The organism is Sphingosinithalassobacter sp. LHW66-3, assembly GCF_050703275.1.
Lineage (GTDB): Bacteria > Pseudomonadota > Alphaproteobacteria > Sphingomonadales > Sphingomonadaceae > Sphingomonas.
In genome coordinates this window covers 1,580,826-1,598,367 of sequence record NZ_CP193482.1, presented here as the reverse complement: position 1 = coordinate 1,598,367, position 17,542 = coordinate 1,580,826, and the positions used below count along the sequence as shown (strand labels likewise).

Annotated in this window: 17 protein-coding genes; 6 read left to right on the top strand and 11 right to left on the bottom strand. The window is 66.1% G+C overall.

Annotated elements, in window-relative coordinates; genetic code table 11:
* Positions 1-14: 14 nt before the first annotated feature.
* Positions 15-1,196 carry an NAD(P)/FAD-dependent oxidoreductase gene (locus tag ACQ450_RS07790; protein ID WP_431471144.1) on the bottom strand — a complete coding sequence of 394 codons (1,182 nt, stop codon included), beginning with the start codon at positions 1,194-1,196 and terminating at the stop codon, positions 15-17.
* Between the two features lie 271 nt (positions 1,197-1,467).
* On the opposite strand from ACQ450_RS07790, the gene ACQ450_RS07785 reads away from it, so the two are divergent.
* The 3 genes from ACQ450_RS07785 to ACQ450_RS07775 all read left to right on the top strand — a co-directional run bounded on the left by ACQ450_RS07785 (position 1,468) and on the right by ACQ450_RS07775 (position 5,531).
* Positions 1,468-2,406 (top strand): hypothetical protein, encoded by a 939-nt coding sequence (locus ACQ450_RS07785; protein WP_431471143.1) that lies wholly within the window; start codon positions 1,468-1,470, stop codon positions 2,404-2,406.
* Positions 2,407-2,841: 435 nt separating this feature from the next.
* Positions 2,842-4,443, top strand: coding sequence for an MFS transporter (locus tag ACQ450_RS07780; RefSeq protein WP_431471142.1), 1,602 nt, complete (start codon positions 2,842-2,844; stop codon positions 4,441-4,443).
* Positions 4,444-4,502: 59 nt separating this feature from the next.
* Positions 4,503-5,531 (top strand): alanine racemase, encoded by a 1,029-nt coding sequence (locus ACQ450_RS07775; protein ID WP_431471141.1) that lies wholly within the window; start codon positions 4,503-4,505, stop codon positions 5,529-5,531.
* A gap of 28 nt (positions 5,532-5,559) precedes the next feature.
* Here ACQ450_RS07775 and ACQ450_RS07770 read toward each other — a convergent pair whose 3' ends face one another.
* Positions 5,560-6,732 (bottom strand): acetyl-CoA C-acetyltransferase, encoded by a 1,173-nt coding sequence (locus ACQ450_RS07770; RefSeq protein ID WP_431471140.1) that lies wholly within the window; start codon positions 6,730-6,732, stop codon positions 5,560-5,562.
* Between the two features lie 36 nt (positions 6,733-6,768).
* On the bottom strand, positions 6,769-7,761 hold the full coding sequence (locus ACQ450_RS07765; protein WP_431471139.1) for an alpha/beta fold hydrolase: 993 nt from the start codon (positions 7,759-7,761) through the stop codon (positions 6,769-6,771).
* A 108-nt stretch (positions 7,762-7,869) separates the two neighbouring features.
* Here ACQ450_RS07765 and phaR point away from each other — a divergent pair, with 108 nt between their 5' ends.
* Positions 7,870-8,424 carry a polyhydroxyalkanoate synthesis repressor PhaR gene (phaR, locus tag ACQ450_RS07760; RefSeq protein ID WP_188056401.1) on the top strand — a complete coding sequence of 185 codons (555 nt, stop codon included), beginning with the start codon at positions 7,870-7,872 and terminating at the stop codon, positions 8,422-8,424.
* A gap of 12 nt (positions 8,425-8,436) precedes the next feature.
* Here the strand turns inward: phaR and ACQ450_RS07755 are convergent, their stop codons facing one another.
* On the bottom strand, positions 8,437-9,258 hold the full coding sequence (locus ACQ450_RS07755) for a class I SAM-dependent methyltransferase (RefSeq protein ID WP_431471138.1): 822 nt from the start codon (positions 9,256-9,258) through the stop codon (positions 8,437-8,439).
* Positions 9,259-9,310: 52 nt separating this feature from the next.
* Between ACQ450_RS07755 and ACQ450_RS07750 the strand changes: the two genes are divergently transcribed.
* A complete protein-coding gene (locus ACQ450_RS07750) occupies positions 9,311-9,499 on the top strand; it encodes a hypothetical protein (protein WP_431471137.1) in 189 nt (62 codons plus the stop codon).
* Positions 9,500-9,510: 11 nt separating this feature from the next.
* Here the strand turns inward: ACQ450_RS07750 and ACQ450_RS07745 are convergent, their stop codons facing one another.
* Positions 9,511-10,689: an aspartyl protease family protein gene (locus ACQ450_RS07745; protein WP_431471136.1), complete on the bottom strand. Its 1,179-nt coding sequence runs from the start codon at positions 10,687-10,689 to the stop codon at positions 9,511-9,513.
* A gap of 68 nt (positions 10,690-10,757) precedes the next feature.
* Positions 10,758-12,305 (bottom strand): CpaF family protein, encoded by a 1,548-nt coding sequence (locus ACQ450_RS07740; protein ID WP_431471184.1) that lies wholly within the window; start codon positions 12,303-12,305, stop codon positions 10,758-10,760.
* A 110-nt stretch (positions 12,306-12,415) separates the two neighbouring features.
* Here ACQ450_RS07740 and ACQ450_RS07735 point away from each other — a divergent pair, with 110 nt between their 5' ends.
* A complete protein-coding gene (locus tag ACQ450_RS07735; protein ID WP_431471135.1) occupies positions 12,416-13,324 on the top strand; it encodes a DMT family transporter in 909 nt (302 codons plus the stop codon).
* Between the two features lie 89 nt (positions 13,325-13,413).
* Here ACQ450_RS07735 and ACQ450_RS07730 read toward each other — a convergent pair whose 3' ends face one another.
* The 5 genes from ACQ450_RS07730 to ACQ450_RS07710 all read right to left on the bottom strand — a co-directional run bounded on the left by ACQ450_RS07730 (position 13,414) and on the right by ACQ450_RS07710 (position 17,537).
* On the bottom strand, positions 13,414-13,665 hold the full coding sequence (locus ACQ450_RS07730; protein ID WP_188056061.1) for an ATP synthase F1 subunit epsilon: 252 nt from the start codon (positions 13,663-13,665) through the stop codon (positions 13,414-13,416).
* Positions 13,666-13,764: 99 nt separating this feature from the next.
* Entirely contained in the window at positions 13,765-15,240 is a 1,476-nt protein-coding gene (gene atpD, locus ACQ450_RS07725) for a F0F1 ATP synthase subunit beta (protein WP_188056060.1), read from the bottom strand.
* A complete protein-coding gene (locus tag ACQ450_RS07720) occupies positions 15,224-15,790 on the bottom strand; it encodes a DUF6030 family protein (RefSeq protein WP_431471134.1) in 567 nt (188 codons plus the stop codon). The genes atpD and ACQ450_RS07720 overlap by 17 nt, the downstream gene beginning before the upstream one ends.
* 80 nt (positions 15,791-15,870) lie before the next feature.
* On the bottom strand, positions 15,871-16,749 hold the full coding sequence (locus ACQ450_RS07715; RefSeq protein ID WP_188056058.1) for a F0F1 ATP synthase subunit gamma: 879 nt from the start codon (positions 16,747-16,749) through the stop codon (positions 15,871-15,873).
* Positions 16,750-16,754: 5 nt separating this feature from the next.
* Positions 16,755-17,537, bottom strand: a complete 783-nt coding sequence (locus ACQ450_RS07710) for an FkbM family methyltransferase (RefSeq protein WP_431471133.1) — start codon at positions 17,535-17,537, stop codon at positions 16,755-16,757.
* Positions 17,538-17,542 lie beyond the last annotated feature (5 nt).

Sequence of the window (17,542 nt, the reverse complement as noted above, 5' to 3'; positions counted from 1 at the left end):
GCGCCGCCGCCGAGTCACAGCGCCTGCGCGGCCGCCCATCCGCTCGCCCAGGCCCATTGGAAGTTGTAGCCGCCCAGCCAGCCGGTGACGTCCACTGCCTCGCCGATCGCATACAGCCCCGGCACCCGCTTCGCCGCCATCGTCTGCGATGAAAGCTCGGCGGTGCTGATCCCGCCCACCGTTACTTCGGCCTTGGCGAAGCCTTCGGTGCCGTTCGGGTGGAAGTGCCAGTCGGCAAGCGCCGCTTCGGCCTCCGCCAGCGCCTGATCGCGGAGGTTGGCGAGCTCGCCGCCCAGCGCCAGCCGGTCCGCCAGCGTCTCCGCCAGCCGCTCGGGCAGCTCGCGGGCCAGCGTGCTGCGCAGCGTCGCGCGCGGGTTCGCGCGTTTCGCCTCGCGCAGCCAGCCCGGCGCGCGCCCCGGCACGAAATCCACGCCGATGCGCTCGCCATGCCGCCAATAGGACGAGACCTGCAGGATCGCCGGGCCCGAAAGCCCGCGATGGGTGAACAGCGCGGCCTCGGCGAACCGCGCCTTGCCCGCCGATGCGATCACCGGCGCGGCAACGCCCGAAAGCGTGCGGAACAGCGTTTCCTCGGCACCCAGCGTCAGCGGCACCAGCGCCGGGCGCGGCTCGATCACTTTCAGTCCGAACCGGCGGGCGAGATCATAGGCGAAGCCGCTCGCGCCCAGCTTCGGGATCGAAGGGCCGCCGGTCGCGATCACCAGCGACGGCGCGGCAACCGTGCGGCCGTCCAGCGTCACGCGGAACAGTCCGTCGCCATGCTCGACCGCGCCGATCGGCGCGCCCAGCGCCATTTCCACGCCGCCGCGCGCGCATTCGTCGTGCAGCATCGCCACGATCTGCCGCGCCGATCCGTCGCAGAACAGCTGGCCCAGCGTCTTCTTGTGCCAGGCGATGCCGTGCCGCTCGACCAGCGCCAGGAAATCGGCGGGAGTGTAGCGGCTGAGCGCCGATTTGGCGAAATGGCGGTTGGCCGACAGGAACCGCTCGGGCGCAGTACCCAAATTGGTGAAATTGCACCGCCCGCCCCCCGAAATCAGGATCTTGGCGCCGGCCGCGCGATTATGATCGACCAGCAGCACCCGCCGCCCGCGCTGCCCCGCGCTCGCCGCGCACAGCATCCCTGCTGCGCCCGCACCGAGCACGATCGCGTCGAAGGAGGGCGGCGTCGTCATCCGCCCCGCCTAGCCGCTGCCGAGCGGCAGGCAAAGCGGCGGTTGGTGATTGGTTTAGGAGGGGGAGGGGCATCGACGAACGATGAAAGTGGGGGATTGTAGTTGGAAAGCTGCGTTCAGAGGCGCTTGCCGGAATGGCGAGTTATGGCCGCTTGCCGACAGGCGGCTTACCGTTTGCGATGAGCAGAAAGCGGCCGTCTAGCTGACCGTTTAATTGCGTCGTGTTTGCATCTACGGCAACTTGGTTGAGATATCGAGGGGCCAAGGGCGCATGTTTCCAACACTTCCAGAAGACGTCATCGACGCAGCCCGCGCTGCGTTTGCAGATGCCAACGATCGCGTATCTCAGCTGTTGATGCGGCAACCAGCCATGCATGAAGAAGGCTTGGACTTCCATCTGGTCTCAAGGCTGGATGAGCAGGGCGCACAGATTCTTCCGTCAGGAACCGCCCTCGTGATCGAGACCCATTGGCTTGGTGGGCGACGCCATTGGGGCCGTTGGGAAATCTCTGACATAGCCGTCGTGATCGCCGTTCGGGTTCACGGCGGATTGATCGCGCGTAAAGTGGCCTTGGTCCAGACCAAGCGGCTGTACTCGAAAGAAATACCGGTCGAGAGCATTGATCGGAGCGATTATGAGATTGGGATCGGTCGTTTAGTAGATCGCACCGACAAGGTCATGCCGCTATTCAAACAGCGAAAGTTCACATTCACCGAAAAGTGCGTTTACGGCGCAATGTCGTCAGGAAGCGAGCAGGTCCAGCGAATTGATGAGTACGTCGATCAGCGAGGTATTCCGGTCTATTACGCACTCTACAATCCGCCCAGCTTGCCCAGCTCTGGACTGCATCCAGCATCTGGCGGCATCAAGTCACTGGAGGGCAACCAAGTGGGCTGTCGCGTGCTGAAGAGGGAGGAGGTCAACCATATCCTGGATGAACTTCCCGTCGGGACCACACCCTCGTTCGGCGAAATGCAAAACCCGGGACGAAAAACATCCTTTGATCCTTACGCGGTCCACGGTTGGCGGCTTGAAACTTTCATTGCGGACGAGGTGATGCGGTGCCGGGAGGGCCGCTTGTTCGAGGATACGCAGGACGAAACGCTAGCAAGTCTGCTTTATCGTCGAACTGCGCCCATTGCTGCAGCGATCGTTATGACGGTCGACCTACCCGAGGACGAGTTGGCTTACGACTACGGAGAGTCGTGATAATGTTCAGTGGACTTATCGGCTTACCGGTTCTGGTTTTCGCCGTGTCACAACCAGTTGGTTCTGACTCGGCTCAGCTGCGCACGGATTTCCGAAGCCTCAACGGTGCTAGAAATTAGTGTCGGAATGTCCGCTCACGAGATCGACGACCGTGCGCTCCGATGACCGGAATTAGGGCGCGCATCCGCCGAACTCCCCTAGCTCCCGTCCGCAACAAGCCCCGCTCCCCGCCGCGAAGAAATCGCTGTCCTACAGGCCCCGGCCTGTGCCACGCTTGTATCCTGCTCCCTCGCGCATGCGCACGCGCGGGCGTGCAGGCGGGCGCACGCGCGCGGAGGTGCGACCTTTGTGCGACCTTCGACGCGAATCCGCCGTTTCTGATCGAACGGCGGGGGCGCGGCAAACGGAGGCGATGGAAAACGGGGCGGGGGAGCGATGGGGACGACAGCGGCGGACGCAGTGCCGGAAGGCGAGCCGACCCGGCACGACGTGAAGCTGGTGATCGGCGCCTCGTCGCTCGGCACCATCTTCGAATGGTATGACTTCTTCATCTGGGGCACGCTCACTGCCTCGGGCATTCTTCAGGCCAGCTTCTTCCCCTCGGGCAACGACGTGCTGGCGACGTTGCTCGCCTGGGCCACCTTTGCGGTGGGGTTCGCCTTCCGTCCGCTCGGCGCGATCCTGTTCGGCTATCTCGGCGATCGGATGGGGCGCAAATACACCTTCCTCGTCACGATCACGCTGATGGGCGTGGCGACGGCGGGGATCGGCCTCATTCCCGGCTATGCCGCGATCGGCGCGCTGGCGCCGGTGCTCATCATCCTGCTGCGCATTGCGCAGGGGCTGGCGCTGGGCGGCGAATATGGCGGCGCGGCCATCTATGTCGCCGAACATTCGCCGCCGGGAAGGGCCGGGTTCCACACCAGCTTCATCCAGGCGAGCGTCGCGGGCGGCTTCGTGCTCAGCCTCGCGGTGGTGCTGATCGCGCGCGCGCTGTTCGCCGATGTCTGGCTCGATTGGGGCTGGCGGGTGCCGTTCCTCTTCTCGATCCTGCTGCTCGCGATCTCGCTGTGGATGCGGCTCAAGCTTTCCGAAAGCCCGGTGTTCCGGCAGATGCGCGCCGCCGGAGAAACCGCGGCCAATCCCTTCGTCGAAAGCTTCACTTATCCGGGCAACTGGAAGCGGCTGCTCGTCGCGCTGTTCGGCATCGCCGCGGGGCTGACGGTGATCTGGTACACCGCGATGTTCTCGGTCCTCTCGTTCCTTCAGGGGCCGATGCGTGTCGATGCGACGACGGCCCAGCTCGTCACCGGCGGCGGGGCGCTCGCCGGGCTGTTCTGGTTCATCCTGTTCGGCTGGCTCTCGGATCGGGTCGGCCGCAAACGGCCGATCGTGATCGGCTATGCGCTCACGCTGCTGCTGCTCTTCCCGCTCTTCTGGCTGATCGGCAGCGTCGCCAATCCGGGGCTCGCCGCCGCCGCGCAGCGCGCCCCGGTGGTCGTCTCGGGTCCGCAGTGCGGCTATGATCCCTTCGCTTCGGTACAGGCCGGCGAATGCGGGCGGCTGCTCGACTATTTCTCGAAAAAGGGGATCGCCTACACCACGGCCGGCGCGTCCGACGTCGATGTGACGATCGGCGGCAGGCCGATCGCCGATACCCGGCCCGAGGCGCTCGATGCCGAGCTCGCCGCCGCGGGCTACGATCTCTCGCCGGTGGTCCCGCCGCTCGGCAACATCCTCGTGATCCTTGCCGCGATCGTCGCGCTCAGCGCGCTGTCGGGCGCCACCTTCGGCCCGGTGGCGGCGCTGCTGGCCGAGATGTTTCCGCCGCGCATCCGCTACAGCTCGATGTCGATCCCCTATCATGTCGGCACCGGCTATTTCGGCGGATTCCTGCCGTTCATCAGCCAGTATATCGTCGCCACCACGGGCGATCCCTATGCCGGGCTGTGGTACACCATGGGGGTGGTCGCGCTGGCGCTGATCGTCACCTTCTTCGGGTTGAAGGAAACCCACCGGCCGGCGGCGCGCGGCTGACCGCTGGCACTGAGCGCTACCACTGGCGCGGCAGCGGTGGCGCCGCTAACCGGGCGGGCATGACCGCGTCTCCGCTCCGCCTGCGCCTCGATTCCTCCGCGCTCGTCGCCAACTGGCGCACGCTGGATGCGATGAGCGGGCCCGCCGCCTGCGGTGCCGCGGTGAAGGCGAACGGCTATGGCCTCGGCGCGCGCGAGGTGGTGGCGCGGCTGGCGGCGGCGGGATGCCGGGACTTTTTCGTGTCGACCTGGGCCGAAGCCGCCCAGCTCGCCGATCTCGGCGTCGCGGTGTCGGTGCTGCACGGCCTCCGGGCCGAGGATATGGCGGCGAAGCGTCCCGCTTATGCCCGGCCGGTGCTCTGCACCCCGGCGCAGGTCCGCCGCTGGCGCGACGCGGGCGGGGGGGCGTGCGACGTAATGGTCGATACCGGGATGAACCGGCTCGGCATCGCGCCGCGGGACGTTGCCGACGGGCTGCTCGAGGGGCTGCGGATCGAAACGCTGATGAGCCATCTCGCCTGCGCCGACGAGGATGTGCCGCGCAACGCCCGGCAGCGCGACGCGCTGGCGGCGCTGGAGGGGAAGACGTCGGCGCGGCGGCTCAGCCTCGCCAATTCGGCGGGGATCGCGCTGGGGCCGGACTATGGCTTCGGGCTGACCCGGCCAGGCATCGCGCTCTACGGCGGCCGCCAGCGGCCGGAGCATGCCGCGATCCGTCAGGTGGTCACGCCCGAGGCGCAGATCCTCCAGCGCCGCCGCGTCGGGGCAGGAGAGAGCGTCGGCTACAACGCCACTTTCACCGCGCCTGCCGCGATGGAAGTGGCGATCCTCAACATCGGCTATGCCGACGGCTATCTGCGCTGCTTTTCGGGCAAGGGGATGGCGCGGGCGGGCGATGCGGCGCTGCCGGTCCTCGGCCGCGTGTCGATGGATCTGCTGGCGGTCGACGTCGGTGCGGCGCCGTCACTGGGCGAGGGCGATTGGGTCGCGCTCGACTATCGCCTGCCCGAAACCGCGGCGGTGAGCGGCCTGTCGCAATATGAGCTGCTGACCGGCCTGGGCGCCCGCTTCGACCGGATCTGGAGCTGACCCGGCCGAGGCGAAGCGACTGCGTCGATCAGCGCTCGACGCACATGGCGATGCCCATGCCGCCGCCGATGCACAGCGTGGCGAGGCCCTTCTTGGCGTCGCGCTTGCCCATCTCGTAGAGCAGCGTGGTCAGCACCCGCGCCCCGCTCGCGCCGATCGGGTGGCCAATGGCGATCGCGCCGCCATTGACGTTCACCTTGTCGGCGTCCCAGCCCAGTTCCTTGCCGACCGACAGCGCCTGCGCCGCGAACGCCTCGTTCGCTTCGATCAGGTCGAGCTCGCCGATCGACCAGCCCGCCTTCTCCAGCGCCCTCCGGGTGGCGGGGACCGGGCCGATGCCCATGATCGACGGATCGACTCCGGCGCTCGCCCAGCTGGCGATCCGCGCCAGCGGCGTCAGCCCGCGGCGGTTCGCTTCCTCGGCCGTCATCACCACCAGCGCGGCGGCGCCGTCGTTGATGCCGCTGGCATTGGCCGCAGTGACGGTGCCGTCCTTCTTGAACGCCGGCCGCAGCCCGGCAACGCCCTCGATCGTCGCGCCGGCCCGGATATACTCGTCGTCGGCGACGATCGTGTCGCCCTTGCGGCCTTTCACCGTCACCGGCACGATCTCGTCCTTGAAACGTCCCTCGGCGCGCGCCTTCTCGGCCAGGTTCTGCGACCGGACGGCGAACGTGTCCTGCGCCTCGCGGCTCACCTCGAACTGCGCCGCCAGATTCTCGGCGGTGATGCCCATGTGATAGCCGTTGAACACGTCGGTCAGCCCGTCCTTGATCATCGTGTCGATCAGGCTGACGTCGCCCATCTTGGCGCCGGCGCGCAGCGCCTGGGCATGCGGGCTCATCGACATATTCTCCTGCCCCCCGGCAACAACGATCCGCGCGTCGCCGGTCTTGACCGCCTGATAGGCGAGCGCGACTGCGCGCAGCCCCGATCCGCACACTTGATTGACGCCCCAGGCCGCGATCTCCTTGGGGATACCCGCCGCCATCGATGCCTGCCGGGCAGGGTTCTGCCCTTGAGCGGCCGTGAGCACCTGGCCGAGGATCACTTCGGACACGTCTTCGCCGGAGACGCCGGCCTGTGCCAGCGCGGCCTCGATCGCTGCGCGCCCCAGCTCATGGGCGGGCGTTCCGGCGAAGGCGCCGAGAAAGCTTCCCACGGGGGTACGTTTGGCGGCGACGATGACGATGTCGGACATTGCGGGCGACTCCTGCGCTTCGGTTCTGGTTGCGCGCTATCTAGTCGCGGAGCATTCCCTTAGCCAGTCGGCGAGCGGCTCCCACAGTTCGGCGCGCGCCCGGCTGCCGATCACCATGCCGACGTGACCGGCAGCCACCTGACGCTGAACCGCCAGATTTGCGGCAGTCGCGGCGGGAACGATTCGGTCGCCGGTCGCCACGAATTCGGCCGCGGGGCAGTCGAGCATCTTGGGAGATGCCGCCACGCCGCCGATGCGCCAGTCGCCGCGGCCGGGCAGATCCGCATCGAAGAAGTCGTCGAACATCTGTCGTCCGGCGGCATAGGTGAGCGGCGCTCCATCGTTCGCCCAATCCTCCAGTGCTACGAAGGCGCGTGCCGCCGCACTGCCGGGCGGCAGCGTGGCGAACCGCTCGAATTTGGCGATGGTGCGCTCCGGATCGAGCTGCCAGAAACCCGCCTGCAGCACTTCCATCGGCACCAGGCCGAGCCGTGCGCACCCCGATTCGGCGTAGTGCCAGATCGAATCGATGACGGGGCGTTCTTCTCCATAGCCGCTGAAGTGCCAGGGGCTTGCGATCAGCGCGAGCCCGGCCACTTTCATAGCGCACGCCGCCATCAGCGCCATGGTGCCGCCCAGGCAATAGCCGACCAGGATCGGCGGCCGCGGCAGTGCGGCGATAAGCGGCAACAGCATCGTTTCGATATGCGCGGTCACGTCCTGCTCGCGCGCTTCCGGCCCCGGCGTGCCCCAGTCGACCAGCATCGGCCGCACACCCTGCCGCGCGAGCCAGCGCAACAGCGAATTGCCGCGCGCAAGGTCGAGGATTTGGGGCGGATTGATCAGCGACGGCACGAACACGACCGGCGGCCCCCAGCCGCCATAGTCGCGCAGCACTGCCCGTCCCGCGCTGGCGACGATCGGCTTTTCCTGCCGCAGCGCCGCACGCGGCGCTTCCTGATAGGCGCGCAGCCCGGCCAACGCCGCCGCTCTTCGTTCCGGCGACGTTGCGGTTTCGCTGCGCAACATCTCGAGGAACAGCGGCAGCGGGCGCGGGCGCTGATGCGGCGCATCCCCTTGTTGCGATGCATCATCTTCCGGTGCTACATGCGGATCATACAATCGCAGGGGTCTCTCATGAAGAAGAATCAAAGTGGGAGCGGGCCGGTCATCATCAAGAAGTACGCGAACCGGCGTCTCTACAATACCGAAACATCTTCCTACATCACGCTTGACCACCTCGCGGCGATGACGCGCGAAGGGCGCGACTTCAAGGTGATCGATGCCAAGAGCGAAGACGACATCACCCACAATGTGCTGACGCAGATCATCATGGAAGAGGAATCGCGCGGCCAAACGATGCTGCCGGTAAGCTTCCTGCGGCAGCTGATCGCGCTGTACGGCGATAGCATGCAGGCGATGGTCCCCGGATATCTCGAAGCGTCGATGGACAGCTTCCGCCGCAATCAGGAGCAGTTCAAGAGCGCGGTCGAAGGGGCGTTCGCCAACTCTCCCTTCGCCGAACTCGCCAAGCGCAACATGGCGATGTTCGAAGCGGCAACCGCGGCGTTCAAGCCGGGTGCCGGAGGTGAGGGCGCCGCCGAGACCACCGCCAGCAAAGACGACGAGATCGCCGCCCTGCGCGCCGAACTCGCCCGGCTGCAGGACAAGGTCGAAAAGCTCGGCAGCTGAGACCGTGCCGGCTCAGGCCGGCTTGCGGAACCGCAACGTCATCCGGTCGCTCTCGCCGATCGCTTCATAGCGCGCGCGGTCGGTCTCGCCGTGGCGCAGCGACGGCGGCAGCGTCCAGACTCCCGCTTCCCAGTCGGCGCTGTCCTGCGGGTTTGCGTTGACTTCGGAGGCGCCGACGAACTCGAACCCCGCCTCTTCCGCAAGACGACGCACGGTCGAGACCTTGATATAGCCGCTCGAAGTCTCGCGCTCGGCGCTCGCGTCTTCGGGCAGACGGTGATCGACCACGCCCAGCGTGCCGCCGGGCTTCAGCATCGCGTACATCTGCGAAAAGGCTTCGGCGGCATAGTCCTGGCCGTCGCGCTGATAGCCCATCCGCCAGTTGTGGACGTTGCGGAATGTGAGGACGACATCCGCAGTCCCCTCGGGAACGGCAGGCGTTCCCTCGGCCGCCGGGAATGCCGCGAGCCGCACTGCTCCATAGGTTTCCGGTGCCCGCTCCTGCATCGCACGGATGCGGTTGAGGCCGTTCGGCCAAGGTGCTGCGGCCCAGAGCGTGCCGTTGCCGCCCGCCAGATAGGGCGCGAGAATCTCCGTATACCATCCGCCGCCCGGCCAGATTTCTACCACAGTGTCGTCGGGCTCAACTCCGAAAAAGGAGAGCGTCTCGACGGGATGGCGATAGCGGTCGCGCGCCTTGTTAGCCGGAGTGCGCGTTTCGGCACTGGCGGCCGCATGGAGCTCATGGCGCTGGAAGCTCGGCGCGCCGACTGCAACGCTGGTGACGGCGACGGCAGTCGTCGCGAACGCGATGGCAACGAGAGACTGGCGCATAACGGCTCCTTGGGAGATGGGACGAGCGATAGATCGGGGGCGAATCGGTACGATGCAAGAACGACTGTGGATCGGAGTCGTTGCAGCGGTATTGCTTGCGGCAGTTGCCGGCGTCGCGGAGCATCGGCGGACGCGGCGGCGCAACATCGACCACGTAAGCATGGTCCCCTGGCCGACGGTTCAGTTCCTGTCGCTGATCGCTGCGGTGATCCTCGGCGGCTTGGCGCTGGGCTTTTTCTGAACGCACAGCGATCAATAGAAGCGCTGAAGCGTCAATCTCCGTTCGCTGCCATCGCAGAGTCGAAGCGTCAGCTGCCGGCCGGGCGTGCCGACCGCCCAATCGACCAGCCCTTCGGAAGTGACCGCTTCGCGGATCGCGCGCCCATCGGCTTCACAGATCAGCTCGCCTCCAGTCCAGCCGCTCGCCGCCGCGGGAGAGTTCCGCATCACGTGCAGCACTCTCAGCCGCCCATGCTCATAGGCGAGCAGCAGCCCGCTTGTGGAGCGCAAGGGCGACGCGTCGACGAGCGCGCCGGGAGCGAACACCATCCTTCCCGCGCGCGGATCGAGCAGTACGCGGTACCGCAGCAGAAGGCCGCTGCCGATCCGTCCGGCAGCACCAATCCGAGCCGAAAAGCCGTCGTCGCTTTCGATCCGCACCTCGACTTCGCCTACGTCGATCCCGCCGACGCGCAGTGCAGGCACGATCGAGACATCGGTTTCGATGGCTCCGCCCAGACCAAAGGCGATGGTCGAGGTGAGCGCCGCAGCGTGGAGGCCAGTGGTGCTCCAAGCCGCGCGTCGCAAGGTTACGGCCGATCCGTCACCGGTGTCGACCAGCAGGGGCCTCAGCCGTTGGCCGCCGAGCGTCAGCTCAGTTACATAGGTGCTCGTCTCGCGCGCGAGACGCAGGGGTGCGGCTTCGCCTCGAAACGGAAGGCGGCCCGTAGGCAAGATGCGGAAGCGTCGCGAGTCATAGTCGATCTCCAGTGCGCAGCAGGAGAGGATGTCGCTGCCTACCAGCAGATCGACGCTGTGCGTGCCGCCGCCGAGCGCCGACAGGTCGGCGAGCGCCAGTCGGCCACCGAGCCGCTTCAGGCCGCCGATCTCGATTTGGCCGCTTGCCGCCCAGCGGATCGCGACACGTCCGCCGATCGCTTCGGCTTGACTCGCAACCGTGGGACGCAGGCCGGCGACTTCGCCGAACTCGATCGACGCGACCGTATCGCTCAACCCAGTGTCGAGCAGTGCGCTTGCGGCGTGGCCGTTGAGCGTCATTGCAAAACGGATCTGATTGTGCGGCGTCAGTTCGAAGGGAACCCAGTGTGCTTCCGCATCGGGCGCCAGGACGGTTTCCGGCGAAGCAGATGCCGGCGACGTCGCCTGTGCCACCGGCATCAGAATCGCTAACAGGGCGGCGAGCACAGCCATGCCGGCAAGAATAGCGCAATGCAGAGCGCACTGCGATCGGCGAACGACTGGCCGCGCTGCGACTGCGCTCAGAGGCAGGCCTCGAGCAGCGCCTGGTCGAATCCGAATTGGCGCGCCTTGTCGAGCGTATAGGGGCGCAGTCCCATCGAGCGATACTCGCCGATGATCTTTCCGTCGGCGCTCTCGTCCAGATACTCGAATTTGAACAGCTCTTGGGTGACGATCACCGGGCCTTCCATGCCGATGACTTCGGTGATGTTGGTCACGCGGCGGCTGCCGTCGCGCAGGCGCTTCACCTGAATGATGAGATCTACCGAGTCGGCGATCTGACGACTGATCGCCTCTTTCGGCACCTTGATGTCCGACATCATCACCATGTTCTCCATACGCGCCAGCGCCTCGCGCGGGCTGTTGGAGTGAAGCGTACACATCGACCCGTCGTGGCCGGTATTCATCGCGCTCAACATGTCGAAGCATTCAGCGCCGCGAATCTCGCCCAGAATGATGCGGTCCGGCCGCATGCGTAGTGCGTTCTTCACGAGGTCGCGGATGGTGATCTCGCCCTGACCTTCCAGGTTGGGCGGCCGTGTCTCGAGCGGGAGCCAGTGCGGCTGCTGGAGGCGAAGCTCGGCCGCGTCCTCGATCGTCAGCACGCGCTCGCCGGGGTCGATCAGCTTGGACAATGCGTTGAGCATGGTCGTCTTGCCCGAGCCGGTGCCGCCCGACACCACGACATTAAATCGGCTGGCCCCCGCGATCTTCAGCGCAGTCGCCATCTTCTGGCTCATCGAGCCGCCCTGCGCCATCATGTCCAGCGTGATCGGCTTGGCGGAGAACTTACGGATCGAGATGGCAGTGCCGCGCAGCGACAGCGGCGGCACGATCACGTTGACGCGGCTGCCGTCCTTGAGCCGGGCGTCGGCCAGCGGCGTGGTCTGGTCGACGCGGCGGCCGACCGAGTTGCAGATGCGTTGCGCGATCTGGAACAAATGCTCCTCGTCGCGGAAATTGATGTTGGCGAGCTCCAGCTTGCCCTTGCGCTCGACATAGGTCTGTTCAGGGCCGTTCACCATGATGTCGGTGATGGCAGTATCGGCGAGCAGCTCCTCAAGGGGACCGAGGCCCAGCAACTCGTCGACGAGCACCTTTTCCAGTGCGAACTGCTCGCGCCGGTTGAGCGTCAGTTTCAGCTCGGCGAGCACTTCGCCGATGATCGGTCGGAACTCCTCGGCGAGCTCATCCTTGCTGAGGGTCGCGGCGGCCTCCGGGTCCACCCGCTCGAGCAGGCGCGGCAGCACCTGTTCCTTGATACGATGGATCGACGCTTCGAACCCCTCGACGCGCGAGCTGCCCTGTTCGCCGGTCAGCGCCTGGCGATCGGCGAGGCGCTGCATCGCATCGGAACTTGCGGCGCTTGGCGCCAAATCCCGTGATTCCAGCTCGGGCGCTTCCGCGCCCGGGAGAGGCACATTGTGGAGCGGCGGGAATTGTTCACCTCCCGCCGGCAAAGGCTCGGAAGCCCGTGCCGGAGCGCCGCCCTGCATCGGCTTGGCAACGCCGAAGGCAGGACGGCCACCACCGCTACCCAATCCGTTGCGTCGTCCGAAAGCGCTCATCTGAAACCCTGGTTGTGCCGGCCCAAACCCCGGTTGTGCAGCGTTAGGGGCCAAGGTTTGACAATTGCCTAACCACGTTCGAAGCGCGCTCTCGATCACCCGGGGGATGAATGGACGCAAGGAACGATGTGGTGCGCGGGCTCGGCTTCGCGCTGGCGGGTTTCGCGCTGCTGTCGTTCGGCGACGCGGTGGTGAAATCGATGGCTGGGCACTGGCCGGGCAGCGCCGTAGGCGCCCTGCGGTACAGCTTCGGCCTTCTGGGGCTCGCGGCAGCGGTCGGACTCGTCGAAGGACGGCGCGGCTTCAGGCTGCCGCGACCAAAGCTTCAGCTGCTGCGCGGTGGCGCAGTCGCGACGGCGACCTTCGGTTTCTTCATGGCGGTGCATCTGATGCCGCTCGCCGACGCCACCTCGATCACCTTCACTAGCCCAATGCTTACGGCGCTCTTGTCTGCCTGGTTCCTGAACGAGCGGGCAGGCCGTCCGGTGTGGATCGCGACCGCAATTGCTTTTGCTGGCGTGCTGATCGTGTTGCGCCCGGAAGTCGCTCGGCTCGGTATCGCGGCGGGATTGCCGCTGCTGGCGGCGGTCGGCATGGCAGTGCTGATGGTGGCAAACCGAACGGTTTCCGGGCTGGCCTCGCCGCTTGCGATGCAGCTTCTGGTCGCGCTGTTCGCCGCCCCGATCCTCGTCGCGGTGGCAGTGACGATGCACCTCAGCGGCGTTCCCGCCTTTCACGCCGACTGGCCGCCGATCAGTGTGGTGCTGCGCTGTGCGCTGGTGGCGTTCACTGCCACATGCGGTCATTTCCTGATCTACATGGCGACCACGCGCGCGAACGCGGCGGTGATCGCGCCGATGACCTATGTGCAGTTGCTGGTGGCGATCGCGCTCGGCTGGACCTTCTTCGGCGATGTACCGGACGAAGCGACGCTGGGGGGAGCATCGTTGATCGTGGTGGCCGGGCTGTTCCTGTGGCGTTCGCAGCGTCGCCCGAAGGCAGTGTCGGTCGGCGAGTGAGCCAAGTGCCGGAGGCCGACAGCGAAACGGAGGCGGCGGCATGTGCCGCGCGCCTCCGCCTCGAACACCTGCCGCAGCGTCCGCGGGTGTCAGCCGGCCTTTTCGGCAAGGACCGTTAGGCCCTTGTCGTTCACTTCGGCAAAGCCGCCTTCGATGCGCAGCGTCTCGGGCTCGCCCTTCTCGGTGCGATAGATCGAAAGCGTGCCGTCGCGCACGGTCGACATCAACGGCGCATGGCCTTCCAGGACGCCAAAGTCGCCTTCGGTGCCGGGAACGACGACCATGTGCACGTCCTCGGACCGGACGAGCTTCTCAGGCGTGACGAGTTCGAAGTGCAGCATTCTCGGATCTCACTCCCCTCCCGCGCGCGGAAGGGGCTGGGGGTGAGCTCGCCTAGGGCGAGCGATCCTCTCCCGAGCAGCGGGAGAGGACAGGTCTTCTTACGCTTCTTCCGCCATTTTGGCGGCCTTGGCGACCGCATCGTCGATGCCGCCCACCATGTAGAAGGCGCTCTCCGGCAGGTGGTCGTATTCGCCGTTCACCACGGCCTTGAAGCTGCGGATCGTGTCCTCCAGCTCGACGAACTTGCCGGGGATGTTGGTGAACACCTCGGCGACATGGAACGGCTGAGACAGGAAACGCTGGATCTTGCGTGCGCGGGCGACGGTCAGCTTATCCTCCTCGGAAAGCTCGTCCATGCCTAGAATCGCGATGATGTCCTGCAGCGACTTGTACTTCTGCAGCGTCGACTGCACCGCGCGGGCGGTCTCGTAATGCTCCTGGCCGACGATGCGCGGCTCGAGCACGCGACTGGTGGAATCGAGCGGATCCACCGCCGGATAGATGCCGAGCTCCGAGATCGCGCGGTTGAGCACGGTCGTGGCGTCGAGGTGAGCGAACGAAGTCGCCGGCGCCGGGTCGGTAAGGTCGTCCGCAGGCACGTACACTGCCTGCACCGAGGTGATCGACCCCTTGTTGGTCGAGGTGATGCGCTCCTGCAGCGCGCCCATGTCGGTCGACAGCGTCGGCTGATAGCCCACGGCCGAGGGAATGCGGCCGAGCAGCGCCGACACTTCGGCGCCCGCCTGGGTGAAGCGGAAGATGTTGTCCACGAAGAACAGCACGTCCTGGCCTTCGACGTCGCGGAAATATTCCGCGATCGTCAGGCCCGAGAGCGCGACGCGGGCGCGGGCGCCCGGCGGCTCGTTCATCTGGCCATAGACCAGGGCCACCTTCGAGCCTTCGCTGATCGCATTGCCGTCGGCGTCCTTGGCGATCACGCCTGCGTCGAGAAACTCGTGATACAGGTCGTTGCCCTCGCGGGTGCGTTCGCCGACGCCCGCGAACACCGAGGTGCCGCCATGGCCCTTCGCGATGTTGTTGATCAGCTCCTGGATGAGCACGGTCTTGCCCACGCCCGCGCCGCCGAACAGGCCGATCTTGCCGCCCTTCGCATAGGGGGCGAGCAGGTCGATCACCTTGATGCCGGTGACCAGGATCGCGCTCTCGGTCGACTGATCGACGAACTCGGGAGCCTTGGCGTGGATCGGGGCGGTCTGCTCCGCGCCGATGGGGCCGCGCTCGTCGATCGGCTCGCCGACGACGTTCATGATGCGGCCCAGCGTCTTGGGACCGACGGGCATGCGAATCTGGCTGCCGGTATCGGTCACTGCCTGCCCGCGGGTGAGGCCGTCGGTGCCGTCCATCGCGATGCAGCGGACGCTGTTCTCGCCAAGATGCTGCGCGACTTCCAGCACCAGCCGATTGCCGTTGTTGTCGGTCTCCAGCGCCGAAAGAATGGCGGGCAGATTGCCTTCGTCGAACTGCACGTCGACGACGGCGCCGATCACCTGAGCGATGCGGCCCACATTGTTGCTGCCCGTGGTCGGGCGGTCGAGTTCAGCGGCGGTTGCCATCTTCGGTTCCTTGGGCTTCCGGTTCTTGAGTTGCCGGGGCCGTAGCCCCGTTGCGCGAAATTGTCACGATCAGGCGGCGAGCCTCGACGGCTTCGCCTGCGATCGGTTCCTTGTCATATGCCAGCACGGCCTGGCTGAGTTCGTCGCGGGCGGACGCCTCGGCGGCGATGTTTCGGCGGACTGCCGCAGCGTCCTCATAGCCATAGTAGCTCAGGAAGCCGGCGACGATGTCGGCGAAGCGCTGCTTCGCCACCGCGGCATCGTCCGGATCGGTGATCGCCAGCGTGAAACGCAGTTGGTCGATCTGATCGGCCTGCGTGCCCGACGCCGCGAATCCGGTACTGTTCGGGGTTTCGGCCCCAGTGTCGGACAGCGGCGAATCAATGCCGGTCGAGCCGAACCCGGCGCCGCCATCAATGGCAGCGTACGGCCGCGCATTATAACCAAATTGATTGGCATAGGCGATCGTGCGCTCCGGCGCGGCGAACAGCCGTTGCCAGTCGTCCATCGCCGCTACTTGCTCGGCACGGCGCGCTTCCTTCTCCAGCACCGTCAGTGTTTCGTCGGACGCGCCGCCGCACCCGGCGAGCGCCAGGCACAAAGCCGTCGTGACGAAGGCGCGGTTTCGCATCAGAGCGCCTCGGCACCCGAGATGATTTCGACGAGTTCGGTGGTGATCGCCGCCTGGCGCGTACGGTTGTACTCGATGTTGAGCCGCTTGATGAGATCGCCTGCGTTTCGCGTGGCGTTGTCCATCGCGGTCATCTTGGACCCCTGCTCGGACGCGGCGTTCTCGCGCATTGCACGATAAACCTGAACGGCCACATTGCGCGGCAGCAGATCGGCGAGGATCTCCTCTTCGCCGGGTTCATACTCGACGGTCGCGGAATCGCTCGAGACCGCGTCGGCCTCAGGAATCGCGACCGGAATCAGCTGCTGCTCGGTAGGTTCCTGCGTCAGCACCGATTTGAAGGTCGAGTAGAACAGATGGGCGACGTCAAAGTCTCCCGCCTCGAAGCGATCGATCAGATCCTGTGCATAGCCCTGTGCGTCGGCGAAGTTCAGCTTGCCGAGGTCGCCCGGCTCCACTGCGTGCACCTGATCGTCAGGGTACAGGCGGCGCAGTACTGCGCGGCCCTTGCGGCCGATTGTATAGAATTTTACCGTCTTGCCCTGCTTGCGCAATTCTTCGGCGCGGCGCCGCGCAAGGCGTGCGATGTTGGTGTTGAACGCGCCGGCCAGGCCCTTGTCAGACGTGGCGACGACGAACAGGTGCACCTGTTCCTTGCCCGTGCCGGCGAGCAGCTTCGGCGAGGATTCGCTGCGCGACACGCGCGAGGCGAGGCTCGCCACCACGCTCTCCAGCCGCTCGGCATAGGGGCGGCCGGCTTCCGCCGCCTCCTGTGCGCGACGCAGCTTTGCGGCGGCGACCATCTTCATCGCCTTGGTGATCTTCTGCGTCGACTTCACAGAGCCGATGCGCATCTTGAGCGCCTTGAGGCTTGCCATGTATGTTAATCCATCGTCCTGCCCGGAGGCAGGAACAAGAAGTTGTTGATGTAACCCATCTCGAGCCGCGGCACAGAACCTAAGCCCTGCAAGCGGCCGACATCCTGATGCGCGACGACGTCGAAGTCGGCGAGCGGCTTCCACGAACCATCGAAGAACTGGCCGGTATAGCCAAGCGCGACAAGCCGCTCCGCCACCCGTCCAACACAGCCGGGGTTATGGCGCTGTTCCAGCTCGATGAGGAGGACCGGCAGCCACCGCCTGATCGTTTCTTCTGCTCCGTCGAGCACCTGCTCCTCGAAACCCTCGACGTCGATCTTGATGAACTGGATCTCACCCAAGCCCATATCATCAAGCCGCTTGATCGGAACCGTGAACGTCTGAACCGCTCCGCCGTCATGAACATTCGCCCGGAGCGACGCATAGGCATGGCCATCGGCACGATCCGGCATCGTCAACGTCGCGGAGCCGTTTTCCGAGGAAAGCCCGATCGCCTTCACCTCGACGTTCGGGAGCCTCAGTCCGATAAGCGCGCTCGCAAGCTTCGGATTGGGCTCTACTGTGATTACTCGGCGCGCCAGACGTGAAAGCGCCAGCGTGTAGAGCCCATAGTTGCCGCCGACATCAACCGCCGTGTCCGCGGGCCGGACGAAGCGGCGCAACTCGAGCAATTCCGGCTCCTCAAGCGGCATCTGCCGATCGAGGTGCCGAATGGCGCGCGCTGCCCGCACCCGAGGGGGGAGCGTGGCAAGTACGGCCTGTTTGATCGAGCTACGCAGCGTCGGCATTGTCA

Excerpts from the sequence above, each read along its gene's own strand:
- ACQ450_RS07790 (WP_431471144.1), bottom strand. The coding sequence starts at position 1,196 with ATGACGACGCCGCCCTCCTTCGACGCGATCGTGCTCGGTGCGGGCGCA.
- ACQ450_RS07775 (WP_431471141.1), top strand. The coding sequence starts at position 4,503 with ATGACCGCGTCTCCGCTCCGCCTGCGCCTCGATTCCTCCGCGCTCGTC.
- ACQ450_RS07735 (WP_431471135.1), top strand. The coding sequence starts at position 12,416 with ATGGACGCAAGGAACGATGTGGTGCGCGGGCTCGGCTTCGCGCTGGCG.
- ACQ450_RS07780 (WP_431471142.1), top strand. The coding sequence starts at position 2,842 with ATGGGGACGACAGCGGCGGACGCAGTGCCGGAAGGCGAGCCGACCCGG.
- ACQ450_RS07785 (WP_431471143.1), top strand. The coding sequence starts at position 1,468 with ATGTTTCCAACACTTCCAGAAGACGTCATCGACGCAGCCCGCGCTGCG.
- atpD (WP_188056060.1), bottom strand. The coding sequence starts at position 15,240 with ATGGCAACCGCCGCTGAACTCGACCGCCCGACCACGGGCAGCAACAAT.
- ACQ450_RS07745 (WP_431471136.1), bottom strand. The coding sequence starts at position 10,689 with ATGGCTGTGCTCGCCGCCCTGTTAGCGATTCTGATGCCGGTGGCACAG.
- ACQ450_RS07765 (WP_431471139.1), bottom strand. The coding sequence starts at position 7,761 with ATGTTGCGCAGCGAAACCGCAACGTCGCCGGAACGAAGAGCGGCGGCG.
- ACQ450_RS07755 (WP_431471138.1), bottom strand. The coding sequence starts at position 9,258 with ATGCGCCAGTCTCTCGTTGCCATCGCGTTCGCGACGACTGCCGTCGCC.
- ACQ450_RS07730 (WP_188056061.1), bottom strand. The coding sequence starts at position 13,665 with ATGCTGCACTTCGAACTCGTCACGCCTGAGAAGCTCGTCCGGTCCGAG.
- ACQ450_RS07710 (WP_431471133.1), bottom strand. The coding sequence starts at position 17,537 with ATGCCGACGCTGCGTAGCTCGATCAAACAGGCCGTACTTGCCACGCTC.
- ACQ450_RS07740 (WP_431471184.1), bottom strand. The coding sequence starts at position 12,305 with ATGAGCGCTTTCGGACGACGCAACGGATTGGGTAGCGGTGGTGGCCGT.
- ACQ450_RS07750 (WP_431471137.1), top strand. The coding sequence starts at position 9,311 with ATGCAAGAACGACTGTGGATCGGAGTCGTTGCAGCGGTATTGCTTGCG.
- ACQ450_RS07715 (WP_188056058.1), bottom strand. The coding sequence starts at position 16,749 with ATGGCAAGCCTCAAGGCGCTCAAGATGCGCATCGGCTCTGTGAAGTCG.
- ACQ450_RS07770 (WP_431471140.1), bottom strand. The coding sequence starts at position 6,732 with ATGTCCGACATCGTCATCGTCGCCGCCAAACGTACCCCCGTGGGAAGC.
- phaR (WP_188056401.1), top strand. The coding sequence starts at position 7,870 with ATGAAGAAGAATCAAAGTGGGAGCGGGCCGGTCATCATCAAGAAGTAC.